Genomic DNA, 16,536 nt, shown 5'->3' with positions numbered 1-16,536 from the left:
CCCCCCTTGTGCTGGGTACGGCTGGGTACGGGTGGGGCGCCGCCGGGGCGCCGGCCGGGTGTCGGGTGGCCGGGCGCCGCTCGGGCGCGGGTACGGCTTGCGGGTGCGTCTCAGGCGCGGGTGCGGCGGCCGAGCCGCTTGGGTTTCGCGGCACCGTCGCGGGCGGCTTCGGCGGCCTTGGCCTGCCGGAGTTCGGCCTGTTGGGCGAGCCTGGTCTCGCAGTGGTCGAGCCAGCGGATCTCGGCCTCGGTCTGGAAGATCAGCTGGTCGAGGACGAGCAGCCAGGCGAGTTCGTTGCTCTCGGAGGGGACGGCGCCGGGTCTGGTCTCGCCCGCGAGGGCGCGGCCCTTGAGCCGGGTGTAGTCCTGGAGGGCCTTGATGCTGTGCCGGCGCTGGCCCTGGACGACGGCGGAGACGTCCACCCCGGGGACGGTCACGGCCATCGCGAGCTTGATGGCCAGTTCGTCGCGCGGGGGGCTGGTGCGGGGCACCGGGGTGTCGAACCAGGCCCGCAGTTCGGCGCGGCCGGCGTCGGTGACGGCGTAGAACTGGTGGCCCTCCTCGTCCTCCCCGGCGGCCTCGACCAGGCCGTCGCGTTCCAGGCGGGACAGGGTGGTGTAGACCTGCCCGACGTTGAGCGGCCAGGTGGCGCCGGTGCGCGCCTCGAACTCGGTGCGCAGTTGGTAGCCGTAGCGGGGGCCCTGGTCGAGCAGGGCGAGCAGACCGTGGCGGATGGACATACTCAGTATGTATACCCGGTATGCCCTGCGGCCTCAAGCCGCGCCCCCTCCGGTACCGTCGTGCGGTGTGAGCCAGTTGCGCATCGCCACCTTCAACCTGTTGCACGGCCAGCCCCTCGCCCCGGACGGCACCCCGTTGCCCTACCCGGCCGACGCGGGCGCCCCGTTGGCGCAGGCGGTGGCCGCACTGGACGCCGACGTCCTGGCCCTCCAGGAGGTGGACCGGCACCAGGCGCGCTCGGGCGGCACCGACCAGGCGGCGGTGGCGGCCGCCGCGATGGGCGCCGGCGACTGGCGCTTCGCCGCCGCGCTGCACGGGCGCCCGGCGCCGGTGGCCGGCTGGGTGCCGGAGCCGTCCGGGCCCGCCGGGCTGCGGGTGTACGGACCGGCCGAGGTCGGCGACGGCGCCCCGCCCTCGTACGGCACGGCGCTGCTGACCAGGCTGCCGGTGCGGCACTGGCGGGCCCGCCGGTTCGCCCCGGCACCGTTCGGACTGCCGCTGCGGGTGGCCGGGCGGCGCGGGCTGACCCCGGTGCCGGACGAGCCCCGGGCCGCGCTGGCGGCCGTGCTGGAGGGCGAGCGCGGCCCGTTCACGGTGGTGGCCGCGCACCTGTCCTTCGTGCCGGGCTGGAACATGGCGCAGCTGGCCGGGATCCGGCGCTGGATCGCCGACCTGCCGCAGCCGTACCTGGTGCTGGGGGACTTCAACCTGATCGGCGCGGTGCCGCGCACGGTGCTGGGCGGGGCGACGGCGCTGGAGCGCACCGCACCGCGGGCACGGGTGCGGGAGCTGCGGGCGGCCCGCCGGGCCCGGCCGGCGCTGGGCGCCGGGCTGGGCACCGCGCGCCGGCGGCGGGTGCGCGAGCCGCGGGCCCGGCTGCAGGGCTGGTACGACCTGGCGCGCACGCCGACCTACCCGGCGCACCGGCCGGCGGTGCAGTTCGACCACGTGCTGGCGGTCGGCGTGCCGCGGGCCGTGGTGGGTCCGGCGGCGGCGCCGCACGCCGGGGTGTCGGACCACCGGCCGCTGCTGGTCCGGGTGTCGCTGTAGGGCGTTCCGGCTACCGCTTGATCAGGAGGCCGGCCTGCTGGGGCAGGTGGGCGAGGGCGGGCGGGGTCGGGTCGTACTGCAGGAGCAGCATGGCCGCGTCGTCGCCGAGCTGGCGCCCGACGTGGCGCACCACGTCCTCGTGCAGGCGCTGCAGGACGTCCGCGGGGTGGCCGTCGGCGCAGCGCGGGAAGCGCTCGGCGAGCGGGTAGAAGGTGCCGGAGCGGTCGCGGGCCTCGATCATCCCGTCGGTGAACAGCAGCACCCGGTCGCCGGCCAGCAGCGGTACCCGGTGCACCGGGGGGCGGACGTCGGCCGGGTCGAGCACGCCCAACGGCGGTACGGTCTCGGCGAGTTCGAGCGGGTGGACCAGGCCGCCGCGGAGCAGCAGCGGCGCGGGGTGGCCGCAGTTGACGAGTTCGGCGGTGCCGTCCGGTCCGACCCCGATCAGGACCAGGGTGACGAACTCCTCCTCCACGCCGGGGTGGTCGTTCTCGTGCAGGGCGCGGTCGAGGCTGACGGCCAGCCAGCCGGCCACCCGGTCGAGGGCGGGCTCCTGGTGGGCGGCCTCGCGGAAGGCGCCGAGGACGGCGGCGGCGGTCTCGACCGCGCCGAGGCCCTTGCCGCGGACGTCGCCGACCACGGCCCGCACCCCGTGCCGGGTGTTGACGACCTCGTACAGGTCGCCGCCGATCCGGGCGTGGGCGGCGGCGGCCTCGTAGTGGACGGCGGCGCGCACGCTGCCGACCCGTTCGGGGACGGGCCGCAGCAGCACCCGGCGAGCGATCGAGGCGACCAACTGGGCGTCGGCCAGGGCGCGTTCCTGGCGCAGTCGCAGGGTGGCGCTGACCCAGCCGATCGTGGCGACCAGCAGGATCGCGATGACGCTGGCGGCGTGCACGGACTCGCCGAGCGCGTCGCTGCGCAGGGCCATCAGGAAGGCCGCCGCCTCGGTGCCCAGGCCGATGACGAGCGGGTACCAGGTGCGGCGGCTGACCACGGCGGCCAGCGCGGGTACGGCGGTGAGGGCGGGTTCGACCGTCACCTCGGTGCCGCTGAGGTAGTCGAGGGCGACGATCAGCGCCATGCCGAGGAGGGGCAGCGCGAGCGCCGTCCTCGGCCAGGTGCCGGTCGTGCCCGGTGCGGGTCCCGGGGTCGGCCCGGTGAACCGCTCTCTGATCCATCCGGTCGCGCTCAACTTCGGTCTCTCCAGCAGAAGACGCCGATGCCCGTGGGCACCTGCGGCGATGACTGAGGGTTAGGGAATGCGGGCCTCGCCGGCGGCCGGAGTACGGGGGTTGACCGGTTACCGACCCCACAATAGGCGCGAAACGTGCACGACGCACAGGTTTCGGACGTCGGCGCGATGACTCGGGTGCTCTGCGTGACTCATTAGTCACTGTTCCCGATCAGGAGCCGTTCCAACTCTTTTCGGTCGGGAAGTCGCTCCGGACGTACGATCCGTCCGCTGCGGACGTACAGGAACGACGCCGTGACCTGCTCGGGATCAACGCCCGCCTGCTCCGCCCAGGCCAGCCGGTAGACGGCGAGCTGCAGCGGGTCGGCGGTCTCCTCCCGGTGGGTCTTCCAGTCCACCACTTCGTAGCGTGACGCACCACTGGATTCCGACACCCCGTCACCGTCCCGGTAGACCGCGTCGATCCGGCCGCGCACCACCCGCCCCGCGAGCACCAGGTGGAACGGGGCCTCCACCCGGTACGGCCGGCGCCGGGCGTACGGGGTGCGCAGGAACGCCTCCTTGAGCTGCTCCAGGTCCCGCTCGTCCTCGATGCCGTCGTCGTCGGCGCCGGGCAGCGCGCCGGGCTCGATCAGCAGCAGCGGCTCGATCCGGGACTGCACCCAGGCGTGGAAGCGGGTGCCGCGCCGGGCGGCGGGCTGCGGGGGGCGCGGCATCGGCCGGGCCAGCTCGTGCGCGAAGCCGTCCGGGTCGGCGGCCAGGCGCAGCAGCTGGGTGGCGGACAGCGCGGGCGGCAGCGGGACCTCGCGGGCGGTGCGCCGGGAGCGCTCCAACTCGCCCAGCAGCGCGGTCAGGTCGCGGTCCCAGGAGGCGACCTGGCGCTGGTCCTCGACGGCCATGGGTTCCGCCTCCCCCGCGGGCCCTCCGGCCAGGCGGGTGCGCACCACCTCGGCGACCCGGCGGCGGGCGTGCTGGGCGGCCGGGTCCAGCGGCAGCGGCCAGGGGCGCTCGACGGCGTCGGCCAGCGCCGGGTTCCGGGCGTCCTTCTCCGGCTGCTCGGCCCAGTGCTCGACCTCGCCGGCGCCGGGCCGCTCGCAGTGGGCGCGCAGCTGCTCCAGGAAGGCGGACGGGCCGCGGACGGTCTTCTGGCTGGGCCCCCACCAGTGCCCGGAGGCCAGCAGCAGGGCGCGGGGGCGGGTGAACGCGACGTAGCCCAGGCGCAGTTCCTCGGTGCCGGAGTGCTCGGCCAGCTCCTTCTTGAACGCGGCCATCGACTTGGACGTCCAGCCGCCGCGCACGTCGGGCAGGGTCGCGCGGTCGCCGCGCAGGGCGTGCGGGAGCACGCGCTTGGTGCTGGTCCAGCGTTCGCGCGGGCTGCCGGACGGGAACGCGCCCTTCACCAGGCCGGGGACGGCCACCACGTCCCACTCCAGGCCCTTGGACTTGTGCGCGGTGAGCACCTTCACGGTGTCCTCGCCGCCGGGCAGGCTGCTGTCCAGGCCGCGGTCGTGCTCCTGGGCGGCGCGCAGGAAGCCGAGGAAGGCGGCCAGGCCCGGGTCGCCGTCCAGGTCGGCGAAGGAGGCGGCGACGTCCAGGAAGGCGTGCAGGGTCTCCCGCCGGCGGGCGGCCAGCGCCTGCGGGGAGGCGGACAGCTCGACCTCCAGGCCGGTGACGGTCAGCACCCGGTGCAGCACGTCCATCAGCGGGTCGGCCAGCGAGCGGCGCAGCTCGCGCAGTTCGGCGGCGAGCCGGGCGAAGCGCACCCTGGCCTCGGCGGAGAACGGCAGGTCGTCGGGCTGGTCGCCCTCCCCGCCGGGAGAGAGGAAGGTCTCGACCGCGTCGGCCAGCGAGACCACCTCGGTGGGGTCGGCCTCGGCGACGGCCGCGGCCAGCGCCTCCACGCCCTCGGGCCGCTCGGTGCGCACCAGTTCGGCGGCCCGGCGGCCGAGCAGGGCGAGGTCGCGCGGGCCGATCCGCCAGCGCGGGCCGATCAGCAGGCGCACCAGGGCGGCGTTGGCGGTCGGGTCCTGGAGCACCTCGCAGACCGCCACCAGGTCGGCCACCTCGGGCAGTTGCAGCAGCCCGCCGAGTCCCACCACCTCGACCGGGACCTCGCGGGCGACGAGCGCGGCGTGGATGTCGGGGAAGGCCGCGCCGCCCCGGCAGAGCACGGCGATCCGGCCGGGCGCGGTGCCGGTGCGCACCAGGTGGGCGATCGAGTCGGCGAGCCAGTCGACCTCCTCGGCGTGGGTGGGCAGCAGCGCGGCCCGCACGTAGCCGTCCTGTTCGGCGCCGGGTGCCGGGCGCAGCGCCTCGACGCCCTCGTGCAGGGCGCGCAGCGGGGCGGCGAGCTCGTTGGCGAAGGCGAGCAGCCGGCCGCCGCTGCGGCGGTTCTCGCTGAGCGCGTAGCGGTCGGCGGGGCGGCCGTCGGCCTTCGGGAAGTGCCGGGGGAAGTCGTCGAGGTTGGCGACGGAGGCGCCGCGCCAGCCGTAGATGGCCTGGCAGGGGTCGCCGACGGCGGTCACCGGGTGGCCGCCCCCGGTGTGCTCGGGGCCCGCGCCGAACAGGCCGGCGAGCATCAGGCGCTGGGCGACGGAGGTGTCCTGGTACTCGTCCAGCAGGACGACCCGGTACTGGCCGCGGAGCAGTTCGCCGACCTCGGGGCGCTGCTGGGCGAGGCGGGCGGCGGCGGCTATCTGGTCGCCGAAGTCCATCAGCCCGGCGCCCCGCTTGCGGCGGCGGTACTCCTCGACCAGGCGCAGCAGTTCCAGCCGGGCGCGGGCGGTGACGGGGACGGCCCGCAGGTCGTCGTTGCCGAGCTTGACGGTGGCGAGGGTGTCGAGCAGCTGCTCGTCGTGGGCGCGCAGGGCGGCGGGCTCGACCAGGTGCTCGGCGAGTTCGCCGTCCAGGGCGGTGAGGTCGGCGACCAGGTTGGCGAAGGTGCCGGTGAGGGCGGGGAAGGGGCCGCGGGCGGTGCGCAGCACCTTGGCGGCGAGCTGGAAGCGGGTCGCGTCGGCGAGCAGCCGCACGTCCGGCTCGATGCCGATCCGCAGGCCGTGCTCCTTGAGCAGGCGGCCGGCGAAGGCGTGGTAGGTGGAGATCTCGGGTTCGCCGAGCGGCTCGCCCTCGTCCCGGTCGGCGACGCTGGCCCGGAGCAGGGCGGTGCGGACGCGTTCGGCGAGTTCGCCGGCGGCCTTGTTGGTGAAGGTGAGGCCGAGCACCTCCTCGGGCCGGACGGCGCCGGAGCCGACCAGCCAGACGACCCGGGCGGCCATCACGGTGGTCTTGCCGGAGCCGGCGCCGGCCACGATCACGGCCGGGGCGAGGGGGGCGCCGATGGCCGCCATCTGTTCCCGGTTGAACGGGATGCCCAGCAGCTCCTTGAGCTGGTCGGGATGGCTGAGCACGGCGGTCACCCCGCAACCGTAACGGGCACCGACGACACTCCGGACACCCGGCGAACGTGACCCCGGCTACTCGACCGGCTACTCGACCAGCTGGGCGCCGTCGCGCTGGGCGGAGCAGCTGCGGCGGAAGGAGCAGCGGTCGCAGCCGCCGCCGGTCTGCGGGACGAAGCGTTCGGCGAGGACCTTGCCGGCGGCCTCGGCGAGCAGGTTCTCGATCCACGGCTCGCCCTCGGGCGGCTCCTGCCGCTGCACCTTGGGGGCGTCCGGGTCGGCCTTGGCGGCGGCCTCGCGCAGGTGGACGAGTTCCGCGCCGCCGGTGGCCGGGGGGTGCTCGGTGAAGCCGGGCAGCTCGTTGAGGGCGCCGGCCCGGACGGCCAGCTGGTAGACGGCGAGCTGCTTGTGCTCGGGCAGCGACTTGTCGGTGGGGATCTGCTTGCCGGTCTTGAAGTCGACCACGTAGGCGCGTCCGGCGTGGTCCTTCTCGACCCGGTCCATCGAGCCGCGGATGCGCACCGAGACGCCGCCGACGTCGAGGGTGACGTCGAAGCCGTGCTCGGTGGCGACCAGGTCGCGGCCGCGCTCCAGGACGTGCCAGTTGAGGAAGCGCTCCAGGGCGGTGCGGGCCTCGCCCTTCTCCTGCTGGGACTTCCAGGGGGCGTCGAAGGCGAGGGCGTCCCAGACGGTGTCCAGGCGGGCCATCAGGACGGAGAGGTCGGCGGGGGTGCGGCCGGAGCCGACCTCGTCGGCGAGGGCGTGCACCACGTTGCCGAAGCCCTGGGCGGCGGTGCCGGGGGCGCGGGCCTTGACCTCCTTGTCGAGGAACCACTGCAGCGAGCAGTTCTCCAGCTGTTCCAGGCCGCTGCCGGACAGCCGGACGGGCGCGTCGGCGCTGCGCAGCGGCTCGGGGGCGGTGGTGGCGTCGTCCAGGCCCCACCAGCGGTCGGGGTGGGCGGCGGGCACCAGCGGCAGCCCGTCCTCGTCGGTGGCGGCGGCCAGGGTGGCGAGGCGTTCGGCGGCGGCGCGGCGCAGTTCGGGCGAGCGGGCGGGGTCGACGGTGACGGCGCGCAGTTCGGCGACCAGGGCGGCCACCGAGAGCGGGCGGCGCGGGCGGTGGGTGACGTCCTCGACGGTGACCGGCGGGGTGCGGCGCACCACCTTGCCGGTCCGGGGGTCGACGTCCTCGCGGTAGAGCTCGCGCAGGAAGCGGGAGGGTTCGTCGCCGTCGTCGGCGGGCGCCTTGACGGCGGTGACGATCAGCCGTTCCTTGGCGCGGGTGGCGGCGACGTAGAAGAGCCGGCGCTCCTCGCCGAGCAGGGCGGCCGGGGAGAGCGGTTCGGCGAGGCCGTCGCGGCCGATCCGGTCGGCCTCCAGGAGGGAGCCGCGGCGGCGCAGGTCGGGCCAGAGGCCGTCCTGGACGCCGGCGACCACGACCAGGCGCCACTCCAGGCCCTTGGAGCGGTGGGCGGTCATCAGCCGCACCGCCTCGGGGCGGACGGTGCGGACGGTGAGGGTGTCGGCGGCGATGTCCTGGGCTTCGAGTTCGGCGAGCAGGTCGAGGGCGCTGCGGTGGCCGGTGACCTGCTCCTCGGCGCGGGCGGCGGTCTCGAACAGGGCGCACAGCGCGTCCAGGTCGCGGTCGGCGTTGCGGCCGGCGGCGCCGCCGCGCAGGGCGGCGCGCTCCAGGCGTTCGCGCCAGCGGCGGCTGCCGTCCCACAGCTCCCACAGGGCGTCCTCGGCGGTGCAGCCGCCGGCCAGCAGTTCGCGGACCTTGCGCAGCAGGGTGCCGAGGTCGCGGGCGCGGCGGGCGGTGGCCGGGTCGAGGGCGATCAGCCGCTCGGGTTCGGCGAGGGCCTCGCGGATCAGTTCGCCGGCCGGGCGCGGGGCGGCGGGGACGCCGTCGGGACGGCCGTCGGAGCCGCCGTCGGCGCGCGCGGCGGCGCGCAGGGCGGCGCGTTCCTCCTCGCGCAGGGCGCGGCCGAGGCGGCGCAGGTCGGAGCCGTCGAGGCCGCCGAGCGGGCCGGTGAGCAGGGTGTGGGCCAGCTCCTCGGTGAGCGGGTCGGGGGTGTGCGGGCCGGGGGTGTCGAGGAGGGCCCGCTTGTCGCGGGCGGCCTGCTCGGCGCAGACCCGCAGGGCGAGCAGCAGCTGGGCGACGGCGGGTTCCTCGCGCAGCGGCAGGTCGTCGCCGTCGATCTCCAGCGGGACGCCGGCCGCGCCGAGGGCCCGCCGTACGCCGGGGATGGAGCGGGCGCCGGCCCGGACCAGGACGGCCATCTCGCCCCAGGGCACGCCGTCCTCCAGGTGGGCGCGGCGCAGCAGGTCGGCGATCGAGTCGAGTTCGGCGCCGGGGGTGGGGTAGGTGTACACCTCGACCCGGCCGCCCTCGCGGGAGGGCAGCAGGGCGCGGTGCTGGGCGAGTTTGTCGGCGGGCAGCCGGCCCATCGGCATCCGGCGGGCGAGTTCGCGGGAGGCGGCGAGCAGCAGGGCGCCGGAGCGGCGGGAGACCCGCAGCACCTTGACCTCGGCGGGGGTGCCGTCGGGGCGGCGGAAGGCCTGGGGGAAGTCGAGGATGCCGTTGATGTCGGCGCCGCGGAAGGCGTAGATCGACTGGTCGGGGTCGCCGACGGCGATCAGGTCGCGGCCGCCGCCGGCGAGCCGGCGCAGCAGCCGGACCTGGGAGGGGTCGGTGTCCTGGTACTCGTCGACGAGGACGACGTCGTAGCGGCGGCGCAGTTCCTCGCCGATCTCGGGGCGTTCGGCGAGCAGGACGGCGCGGTGGACGAGTTCGGCGTAGTCGAGGACGCCGCGCAGGTCGAGCACGTCGAGGTAGTCGGCGAGGAAGTGCGCGGCGGCGGCCCAGTCGGGGCGCTGGACGCCCTGGGCGAAGCGTTCGAGTTCGGCCTCGCCGAGGCCGAGCTCGCGGCTGCGGGCGAGCACGGCGCGGACTTCGTCGGCGAAGCCGCGGGTGGTCAGGCAGGCGCGCAGGTCGAGCGGCCAGGCGATCCGGCCGCGGCCGTCGCGGGCGTCCTCGGCGCCGCCGGCCAGCAGTTCGCGGACCATGACGTCCTGTTCGGGGCCGGAGAGCAGCCGCAGTGGTTCGGCGTAGTCCTCCGGGTCCTGGTGGGCGCGCAGCAGGGCGTAGCAGAAGGAGTGGAAGGTGGTGGCCTGCGGGGTGGCGGCGGTGGAGCCGAGCCGGCCGGACATCCGGTCGCGCAGTTCGACGGCGGCCTTGCGGCTGAAGGTGAGGACGAGGATCTTCTCGGGGTCGGTGCCGTCCTGGATCCGCCGGGCGACCGCCTCGACCAGGGTGGTGGTCTTGCCCGTGCCCGGTCCGGCGAGGACGAGCAGCGGGCCGCCGGCGTGCTCGACCACGGCGCGCTGGTAGGCGTCCAGCACGGGCGGGTCGGGCTGGACGAGCGGGTTGCGCACGAGCCGGTAGGGCGAACTCACGAACGGGTCCTGGGGTTGTACGGAGAGTCATGGCCGGGGCGGGCCGCGCGGGCCCGCCCGCATCGAGCCTACGATCCTGCCCCGTCAATCCCGTCCGCGCTCGGGATTCGGTGAAGTCTCCCCGCCGTCCCAGCGGGCCTGCCCGAGGTCGACCCGGGGCGGGTCGGCGAGTGGGCGCAGCGGGGTGCCCTCCTCGCCGTAGTGGGCGAGGGCGCGGTGCTCGTGGCCGGGCAGCAGGCGGCCGTCCGCGCGGATCACCCGCCACCAGGGCACCGAGCCGCCGTACAGGGCCATCACCCGGCCGACCTGCCGGGGGCCGCCCTGGCCGAGGTACTCGGCGACGTCGCCGTAGGTCATCACCCGGCCGGGTGGAATCCGCTCGGTCAGGTCGAGCACCAGTTCGGCGAACGGTGGTAGGGCGTCCGGGACGCCGTCGTCTGTTACGTCCGTCACCTGCGGCATTCTTCCTCATGGGGACGCGCGCGCGGCCCCGTACGAACGACCCGCCGCGCCCGATCCGGCCCCTGTCCAGCACGGGGGGCCGGGGCATGCCACCATCTTCGGGGCGGTGAGTGGTGATACGAGGACAAGACCAGATGACCGGGACGGCTGACGTGGGCGTGGACAAGGACTCCGACGAGTCCGGATCCGTCGTGCCCCCGGCGCCCGGTGACGAGTCCGAAGGGCGGCCCGGGAGCGGGCCGACCCCGGAAGTCTCCCTGATCAAGGACCTGACGATCAAGACCCCCACGCCCGAGAAGGCCCCCGGGGCCCCGGCGGAGCCGCCCGCACCCGCGCCCGCCGCGCCCGTCCCCGCCCCGGCCGCGCGGACCGAGTACCACGACCCGCTGGACGACGCCCCGCACCTGGACGTCGACGAGCCGCTGCTCGCCGCCCGCGCGCACCGCCCGTCCGACCTGATCCGCTTCCTGGCCGGGGTCTTCGGGATAGTCGCCGTCTTCGTCCTGGCCGGCATCGCCACCTCGACGACCACCGGCATCGAGCAGGACATCGCCACCAACGCGCCGCACTTCTCCGCGGTGCTGTCCACCATCACCGGCCTGGTCTCCAGCGTCGCGGTGCTCGCCGTGCCGCTGGCCTTCGCGGTCGAGCGGCTGATCAAACGCGACGGCCTGCGGGTCGCCGACGGCGTGCTCGCCTCGGTGCTCGCGTACGGCGTCTCGCTGGGCATCGACTGGTGGGTCGCCGAGGGCGCCTCCGAGCACATCCGCACGGCGCTGACCCGGCTGCCGCTGGACAGCAACGGCAGCCTCACCGACCCGGTGCACGGCTACCTCGCCCCGGTGATCGCCTACATGACCGCCGTCGGCATGTCGAGCCGACCGCGCTGGCGGGTGGCGCTGTGGGTGGTGGTGGTCTTCAGCGGGGTCACCGAGCTGCTCGGCGGCTACACCACCCCGCTGTCGCTGATGCTCACCGTGCTGATCGGCTGGTCCGTCGCCTACGGCACGCTGTACGCGATCGGCTCCCCCAACATCCGGCCCACCGGCCAGCACCTGATGATCGGCCTGCGCAAGGTCGGCTTCACCCCGGACGGCGCCCACCGCGCCCCGGACGCCCCCGGCGGCACCCGCCGCTACTACGTCACCCAGCAGGACGGCCCGCCGCTGGACGTCCACATCATCGACCGCGAGCAGCAGGCCTCCGGCTTCTTCTACCGGGCCTGGCGCCGGCTGCGGCTGCGCTCGGTGGCGGTGCGCCGCAGCCCCCAGTCGCTGCGCCAGGCGCTGGAGCAGGAGGCCCTGATCGCGTACGCGGCGGCCGCCTCGGGCGCCCGCGCTCCGCAGCTGGTGGCCACCTCCGAGCTGGGCCCGGACGCCGCGATCCTGGTGTACGAGAACGTCGAGGGCCGCACCCTGGACGAGCTCGCCGACGCGGAGGTCACCGACCGGGTGATGGCCTCGCTGTGGCAGTCGGTGGCGGCCCTGCACGAGCGCCGGATCGCCCACCGCCGGCTGACCGGCGAGTCGCTGCTGGTCGTCGACGACGAGACGGCCTGCCTGGTCAACCTGTCCGGCGGCGACATCGCCGCCACCGACCTGACCCTGCGCATCGACGTCGCCCAGCTGCTCACCACCTTCGCGCTGCGGATCGGCCCCGAGCGGGCCGTCGCCACCGCCAACGCGGTGCTCGGCGCGGACCGGGTCGCCCAGGCCCTGCCGCTGCTCCAGCCGGTCGGGATGAGCCGCTCCACCCGGGTCGACCTCGCCAAGCTCACCAAGGAGCGCAAGACCGCCGCCCGGGCCAGGGCCCTGGAGCAGGTCGCGGCCGGCGAGCGCACCCAGGAACAGGCCGAGGAGGACATCGCGGCGGCCGGCGAGGACCTGCTCAGCCGCATCCGCGGCCAGATCCTGCAGATCGCCCCCGAGGCGCCGATGGAGCCCGCCAAGCTGGAGCGGCTCAAGCCGAAGAGCCTGATCATGGTGATCGCGCTCACCTTCGCCGCCTACCTGGCGCTGACCACCATCAAGCCGGCCCAGCTCAAGCTCTCCCAGATGAACTGGGCGTGGGCGGCGGCGGCCCTGCTGGCGGCCGCGTTCAGCTACGTCGCCGCCGCGATGAGCCTGACCGGCTTCGTCCCCGAGCGGCTGCCGTTCCGGCGCACCGTCGCGGCCCAGCTGGCCGGCTCCTTCGTGAAGCTGGTCGCCCCCGCCGCGATCGGCGGCATCGCGCTCAACACCCGCTACCTGCAGAAGGCCGGGATCCGCCCGGGCCAGGCGGTCGCCTCGGTCGGCGCCTCCCAGCTGGCGGGCCTGGCCGGGCACCTGCTGCTGCTGTTCAGCTTCGGCCTGATCACCGGCAGCCAGACCAACGGCGACCTCTCCGCCTCCCGGGCGGTGATCATCGGGGTGCTGACCGCCGCCGTGCTCGCCCTGGTGGTGGCCGCGGTGGCGCCGCTGCGCCGCTTCGTGCTGGGCCGGCTGCGCTCGCTGTTCTTCGGCGTGGTGCCGCGGATGCTCGACCTGATGCAGACGCCCAGCAAGCTGATCACCGGCTTCGGCGGCATCCTGCTGCTGACCCTGTCCTTCACCGCCTGCCTGGACTTCTCGGTGCAGGCCTTCGGCGGCGACGTCAGCTTCTCGGCCGTCGCGGTGGTCTTCCTGACCGCCAACGCGGCCGGCTCGGCGATCCCCACCCCGGGCGGCATCGGCCCGGTCGAGGTGGCCCTGATCGGCGCCCTGACCGTCGCGGACGTCTCCCCCGCGGTCGCCACCCCGGCGGTGTTCCTCTTCCGGGCGCTCACCTTCTGGCTGCCGGTGCTGCCGGGCTGGATCGCCTACAACGTGCTGCAGCGCCGGCACGCGCTCTGAGCGGGGCACCCGCGGACGCGTCAGGGGCCCCACCGCCGAGCGGTGGGGCCCCTGACGCGTCTGTCCGGCCGGCGGCCTAGTAGACCGGCTTGTGCGGCTCGACCTGGTTCACCCAGCCGAGCACGCCGCCGCCCAGGTGGACGGCGTTGGCGAAGCCCGCGGCCTTGACCACGGCCAGCACCTCGGCCGAGCGCACGCCCGACTTGCAGTGCAGCACGATCTTCCGGTCCTGCGGCAGCTTCTCCAGGGCGTCGCCCATGAGGAACTCGTTCTTCGGGATCAGCACCGCGCCGGGGATGTTGACGATCTCGTACTCACCGGGCTCGCGGACGTCGATGAGGTAGATGTCCTCCGCGTCGTCCTGCCACTGCTTGAGCTGCTTCGAGGTGATGGTCGAACCGGCGGCGGCGGCCTGCGCCTCCTCCGACACGACGCCGCAGAAGGCCTCGTAGTCGATCAGCTCGGTGACCGTCGGGTTCTCGCCGCAGACCGCGCAGTCCGGGTCCTTGCGGACCTTCACCTGGCGGTAGTTCATCTCCAGGGCGTCGTAGATCATCAGCCGGCCGACCAGCGGGTCGCCGATCCCGGCCAGCAGCTTGATCGCCTCGTTCACCTGGATCGAGCCGATGGACGCGCAGAGCACGCCCAGCACGCCGCCCTCGGCGCAGGACGGGACCATGCCCGCCGGCGGGGCCTCCGGGTAGAGGCAGCGGTAGCAGGGGCCGTGCTCGGCCCAGAACACGCTGGCCTGGCCGTCGAAGCGGTAGATCGAGCCCCACACGTACGGCTTGCCGAGCAGCACCGCGGCGTCGTTCACCAGGTAGCGGGTGGCGAAGTTGTCCGTGCCGTCCACGATCAGGTCGTAGCCGGAGAAGATCTCCATCACGTTGGAGTTGTCCAGGCGCTCCTCGTGCAGGACCACCTCGACGTACGGGTTGATCTGCTGCACCGAGTCGCGCGCGGACTCCGCCTTGGAGCGCCCGATGTCGGCCTGGCCGTGGATGATCTGGCGCTGCAGGTTCGACTCGTCGACCACGTCGAACTCGACGATGCCCAGCGTGCCGACACCGGCGGCGGCCAGGTACATCAGCGCGGGCGAACCGAGGCCGCCGGCGCCGACGCAGAGCACCTTGGCGTTCTTCAACCGCTTCTGCCCGGCCATCCCGACGTCCGGGATGATCAGGTGGCGGGAGTACCTGCGGACCTCGTCGACGGTGAGCTCGTCGGCCGGCTCTACCAGGGGTGGCAACGACACGGGGACTCCGATGGGTCTCTTGTTCAGGCGGCCGGGGCCAGCCTCGGACGGGGTTGTTGCACCGCCACTCAGGTGGCTCTCTAGGCCAACAGTGTCATGCCCCACCGGTATTCCGAGACAGCTCGTCCGATGGGCGAGACGGGCCGCGCCGGATCGTGGAACCGCCCGCCGGACGCCCCCGCGCCCCCTCACACCCGGCAGGCCGTCTCCAGCCAGACGTCCCCCAGCGACTCCTCCAGCGGCACCTGTGTCCGCCAGCCGAGACGGTCCCGGGCGGTCCGCACGTCCGCCTGCCGCCACGGCACCGGCTCCCCCGGGGCGGGCCGGCCCTCCGTCCGGTGCCCCTCCGCCCGATGGCCCGGCAGGTACGGCCCGGACGCGTGGTGGCCGTGCCCCGGCAGGTGGTCGCCGGCAGGGCCGGCGGCCTGCGCGGGCAGCAGGACCTGCCGGTTCTCCTCCACGATCGACCCCTCGAAGCCCGAGGCCCGGACCAGCAGCTGGGCCGCGTCCCGGGCCCGCACGGCGTGCCCGCTGCCCACGTTGATCACCCCGGTGGCGGCCGAGACCGCCGCCGCCTGGATCGCCCGGGCGACGTCCCGCACGTCCACGAAATCCCGGTATCCGGACAGGTCCGGCATCCGCACCTGGTTCTCGTCCCGCTCCAGCGCCCGCCGCAGCCCCTCGGCGAGGCGCCCGAACAGCGAGGCGGTCGGCGCCCCCGGGCCCACCACGTCGAACACCCGCAGCACCGCCGCGTCCAGCCCGGAGGCCAGCACCAGCTCCGTCCCGGCCAGCTTGGAGACCCCGTACGGGCCGACCGGCCGCGGCTCGGCCTGCTCGGACACCGGCACCCCGCCGGGCACCGGCCCGTACTCGGCGGCCGAGCCGACGTGCACCAGCCGGGCCGGCTCCCGGCTGCGCCGGATCGCCTCGCAGACGGTCGCGACGGCCAGCGTGTTCGACCGGATCAGGGTCCGCGAGCTGCCGTAGGTGGCACCCGCGCAGTTGATCACCACCTGCGGCGCGACCGCGTCCAGGAAGCGGGCCAGGGCGCCCGGGCTCCCGGCGGTCAGGTCGAAGCGGATGTCGGCCGAGTCGCGCCGGCCGAGCACCGTCACCTGCAACTCCTGGTCCATCAGCAGACGATCGGTCACCCGGCGGCCGATGAAGCCGTCGGCGCCCAGCAGCAGCACCCTCATCGGGGGCGTCCTTCCACGAAGCGAGGTCGGGGACGACCTGGCGGACTGAAATACAGCGAACGAGATCTGACGGGTCTGAGAAGTCTGAAAGGTCTGACCGGAGGGTCAGCGGTGCGCGCCGGCCCGGCCGAGCAGCGCCCAGCCGTGGGCCAGCAGCACCACCGCGACCGCGCCGCCGCCCAGCAGGACGGCCGACGGCCAGGGGCGGCCCAGGGCGAGCGGCACCGCCGTCGCGACGGGCCCGGCCAGCGCACCCACCGCGGCGGCCGTCGTCCGGCCGCAGCGCGCCAGCAGCGCGGGCAGCACCAGCAGCAGGCCCAGCACGCCCTGCGCCGCCCACGCCGCGGGGCCGGCCCGCTCGGCGGCCAGGTGCAGCAGGCCGCCGCCGTGGCCGGGCCCGGGGCGCGGCGCGACCACCGCGAGGACCGCCAGCGCGGCGTAGCTGAGCACCGCGAGCACGGCCAGGTGCAGCGCGACCGCGACCGGCAGCACCGGGCGCATCCGGGCCCGGAACTCGGCCAGGGTGCGGGCGGCCCCCAGGTGCCCCCGGCCGACCTGCCGGTACCAGCGGGCCGCCCGCTCCGCCGAGCCCGCCGACACCGCCGCGGCCAGCACCAGGGCGGCGGCCAGCGGCCGGTCCCGGCCCGGCGCCGCCAGCGGGAGCAGCAGCAGCGCGGCCAGGCCCAGCCCGTGGCCGAGCGCGGCGGGGCGCAGCCGGGAGCCGGCCGGCGGGGGCGGGGTGCGGACCGGGCCGAGCTCCGCCGGGCAGGGCGGGCGGCACGGCGGCGGGGCGGGCTCGGCCGGGGCGGTCGCGGTCAGCGCGGGCAGCAGCACCAGCGGGACGGCGGCGGGCAGCAGCACCGGCCAGCGGGCGCCGAGCGCGGCCACCGCGGCGCAGGGCGGCGCCTGT

At 75.4% G+C, this 16,536-nt stretch carries 9 protein-coding genes and 1 pseudogene; 2 read left to right on the top strand and 8 right to left on the bottom strand.

The window, feature by feature from the left end:
• Positions 1–110 precede the first annotated feature (110 nt).
• The gene (locus tag ACFXOZ_RS34500; protein WP_375884850.1) at positions 111–740 is read right to left on the bottom strand and encodes a PadR family transcriptional regulator; all 630 of its coding nucleotides are present in this window, start codon (positions 738–740) and stop codon (positions 111–113) included.
• A gap of 67 nt (positions 741–807) precedes the next feature.
• Between ACFXOZ_RS34500 and ACFXOZ_RS34495 the strand changes: the two genes are divergently transcribed.
• Positions 808–1,791, top strand: coding sequence for an endonuclease/exonuclease/phosphatase family protein (locus ACFXOZ_RS34495; RefSeq protein ID WP_375884847.1), 984 nt, complete (start codon positions 808–810; stop codon positions 1,789–1,791).
• Between the two features lie 10 nt (positions 1,792–1,801).
• On the opposite strand, the gene ACFXOZ_RS34490 is transcribed toward ACFXOZ_RS34495, so the two are convergent.
• The 4 genes from ACFXOZ_RS34490 to ACFXOZ_RS34475 all read right to left on the bottom strand — a co-directional run bounded on the left by ACFXOZ_RS34490 (position 1,802) and on the right by ACFXOZ_RS34475 (position 10,302).
• Entirely contained in the window at positions 1,802–2,986 is a 1,185-nt protein-coding gene (locus ACFXOZ_RS34490) for a PP2C family protein-serine/threonine phosphatase (RefSeq protein WP_380593845.1), read from the bottom strand.
• Positions 2,987–3,180: 194 nt separating this feature from the next.
• Positions 3,181–6,402, bottom strand: coding sequence for a UvrD-helicase domain-containing protein (locus ACFXOZ_RS34485; protein WP_380593843.1), 3,222 nt, complete (start codon positions 6,400–6,402; stop codon positions 3,181–3,183).
• A 69-nt stretch (positions 6,403–6,471) separates the two neighbouring features.
• A complete protein-coding gene (locus ACFXOZ_RS34480; protein WP_380593841.1) occupies positions 6,472–9,840 on the bottom strand; it encodes an ATP-dependent helicase in 3,369 nt (1,122 codons plus the stop codon).
• A gap of 84 nt (positions 9,841–9,924) precedes the next feature.
• Positions 9,925–10,302, bottom strand: coding sequence for an MGMT family protein (locus tag ACFXOZ_RS34475; protein ID WP_375884839.1), 378 nt, complete (start codon positions 10,300–10,302; stop codon positions 9,925–9,927).
• A gap of 134 nt (positions 10,303–10,436) precedes the next feature.
• On the opposite strand from ACFXOZ_RS34475, the gene ACFXOZ_RS34470 reads away from it, so the two are divergent.
• Positions 10,437–13,172, top strand: coding sequence for a flippase-like domain-containing protein (locus ACFXOZ_RS34470; RefSeq protein ID WP_380525898.1), 2,736 nt, complete (start codon positions 10,437–10,439; stop codon positions 13,170–13,172).
• 76 nt (positions 13,173–13,248) lie between these two features.
• Here ACFXOZ_RS34470 and moeZ read toward each other — a convergent pair whose 3' ends face one another.
• The 3 genes and pseudogenes from moeZ to ACFXOZ_RS34455 form a co-directional block, all read right to left on the bottom strand.
• The gene (moeZ, locus tag ACFXOZ_RS34465; RefSeq protein ID WP_380525900.1) at positions 13,249–14,427 is read right to left on the bottom strand and encodes an adenylyltransferase/sulfurtransferase MoeZ; all 1,179 of its coding nucleotides are present in this window, start codon (positions 14,425–14,427) and stop codon (positions 13,249–13,251) included.
• A gap of 188 nt (positions 14,428–14,615) precedes the next feature.
• The gene (locus ACFXOZ_RS34460) at positions 14,616–15,626 is read right to left on the bottom strand and encodes an NAD-dependent epimerase/dehydratase family protein (RefSeq protein WP_380593839.1); all 1,011 of its coding nucleotides are present in this window, start codon (positions 15,624–15,626) and stop codon (positions 14,616–14,618) included.
• 105 nt (positions 15,627–15,731) lie between these two features.
• Positions 15,732–16,536, bottom strand: a pseudogene (locus tag ACFXOZ_RS34455) (hypothetical protein); the annotation flags it as partial.

It is taken from the genome of Kitasatospora sp. NPDC059160 (assembly GCF_042755465.1).
In the GTDB taxonomy this organism is placed as follows: Bacteria; Actinomycetota; Actinomycetes; order Streptomycetales; family Streptomycetaceae; genus Kitasatospora.
Note: the sequence above shows the minus strand (reverse complement) of the source record. Positions and strands in the feature narration are given on the sequence as shown.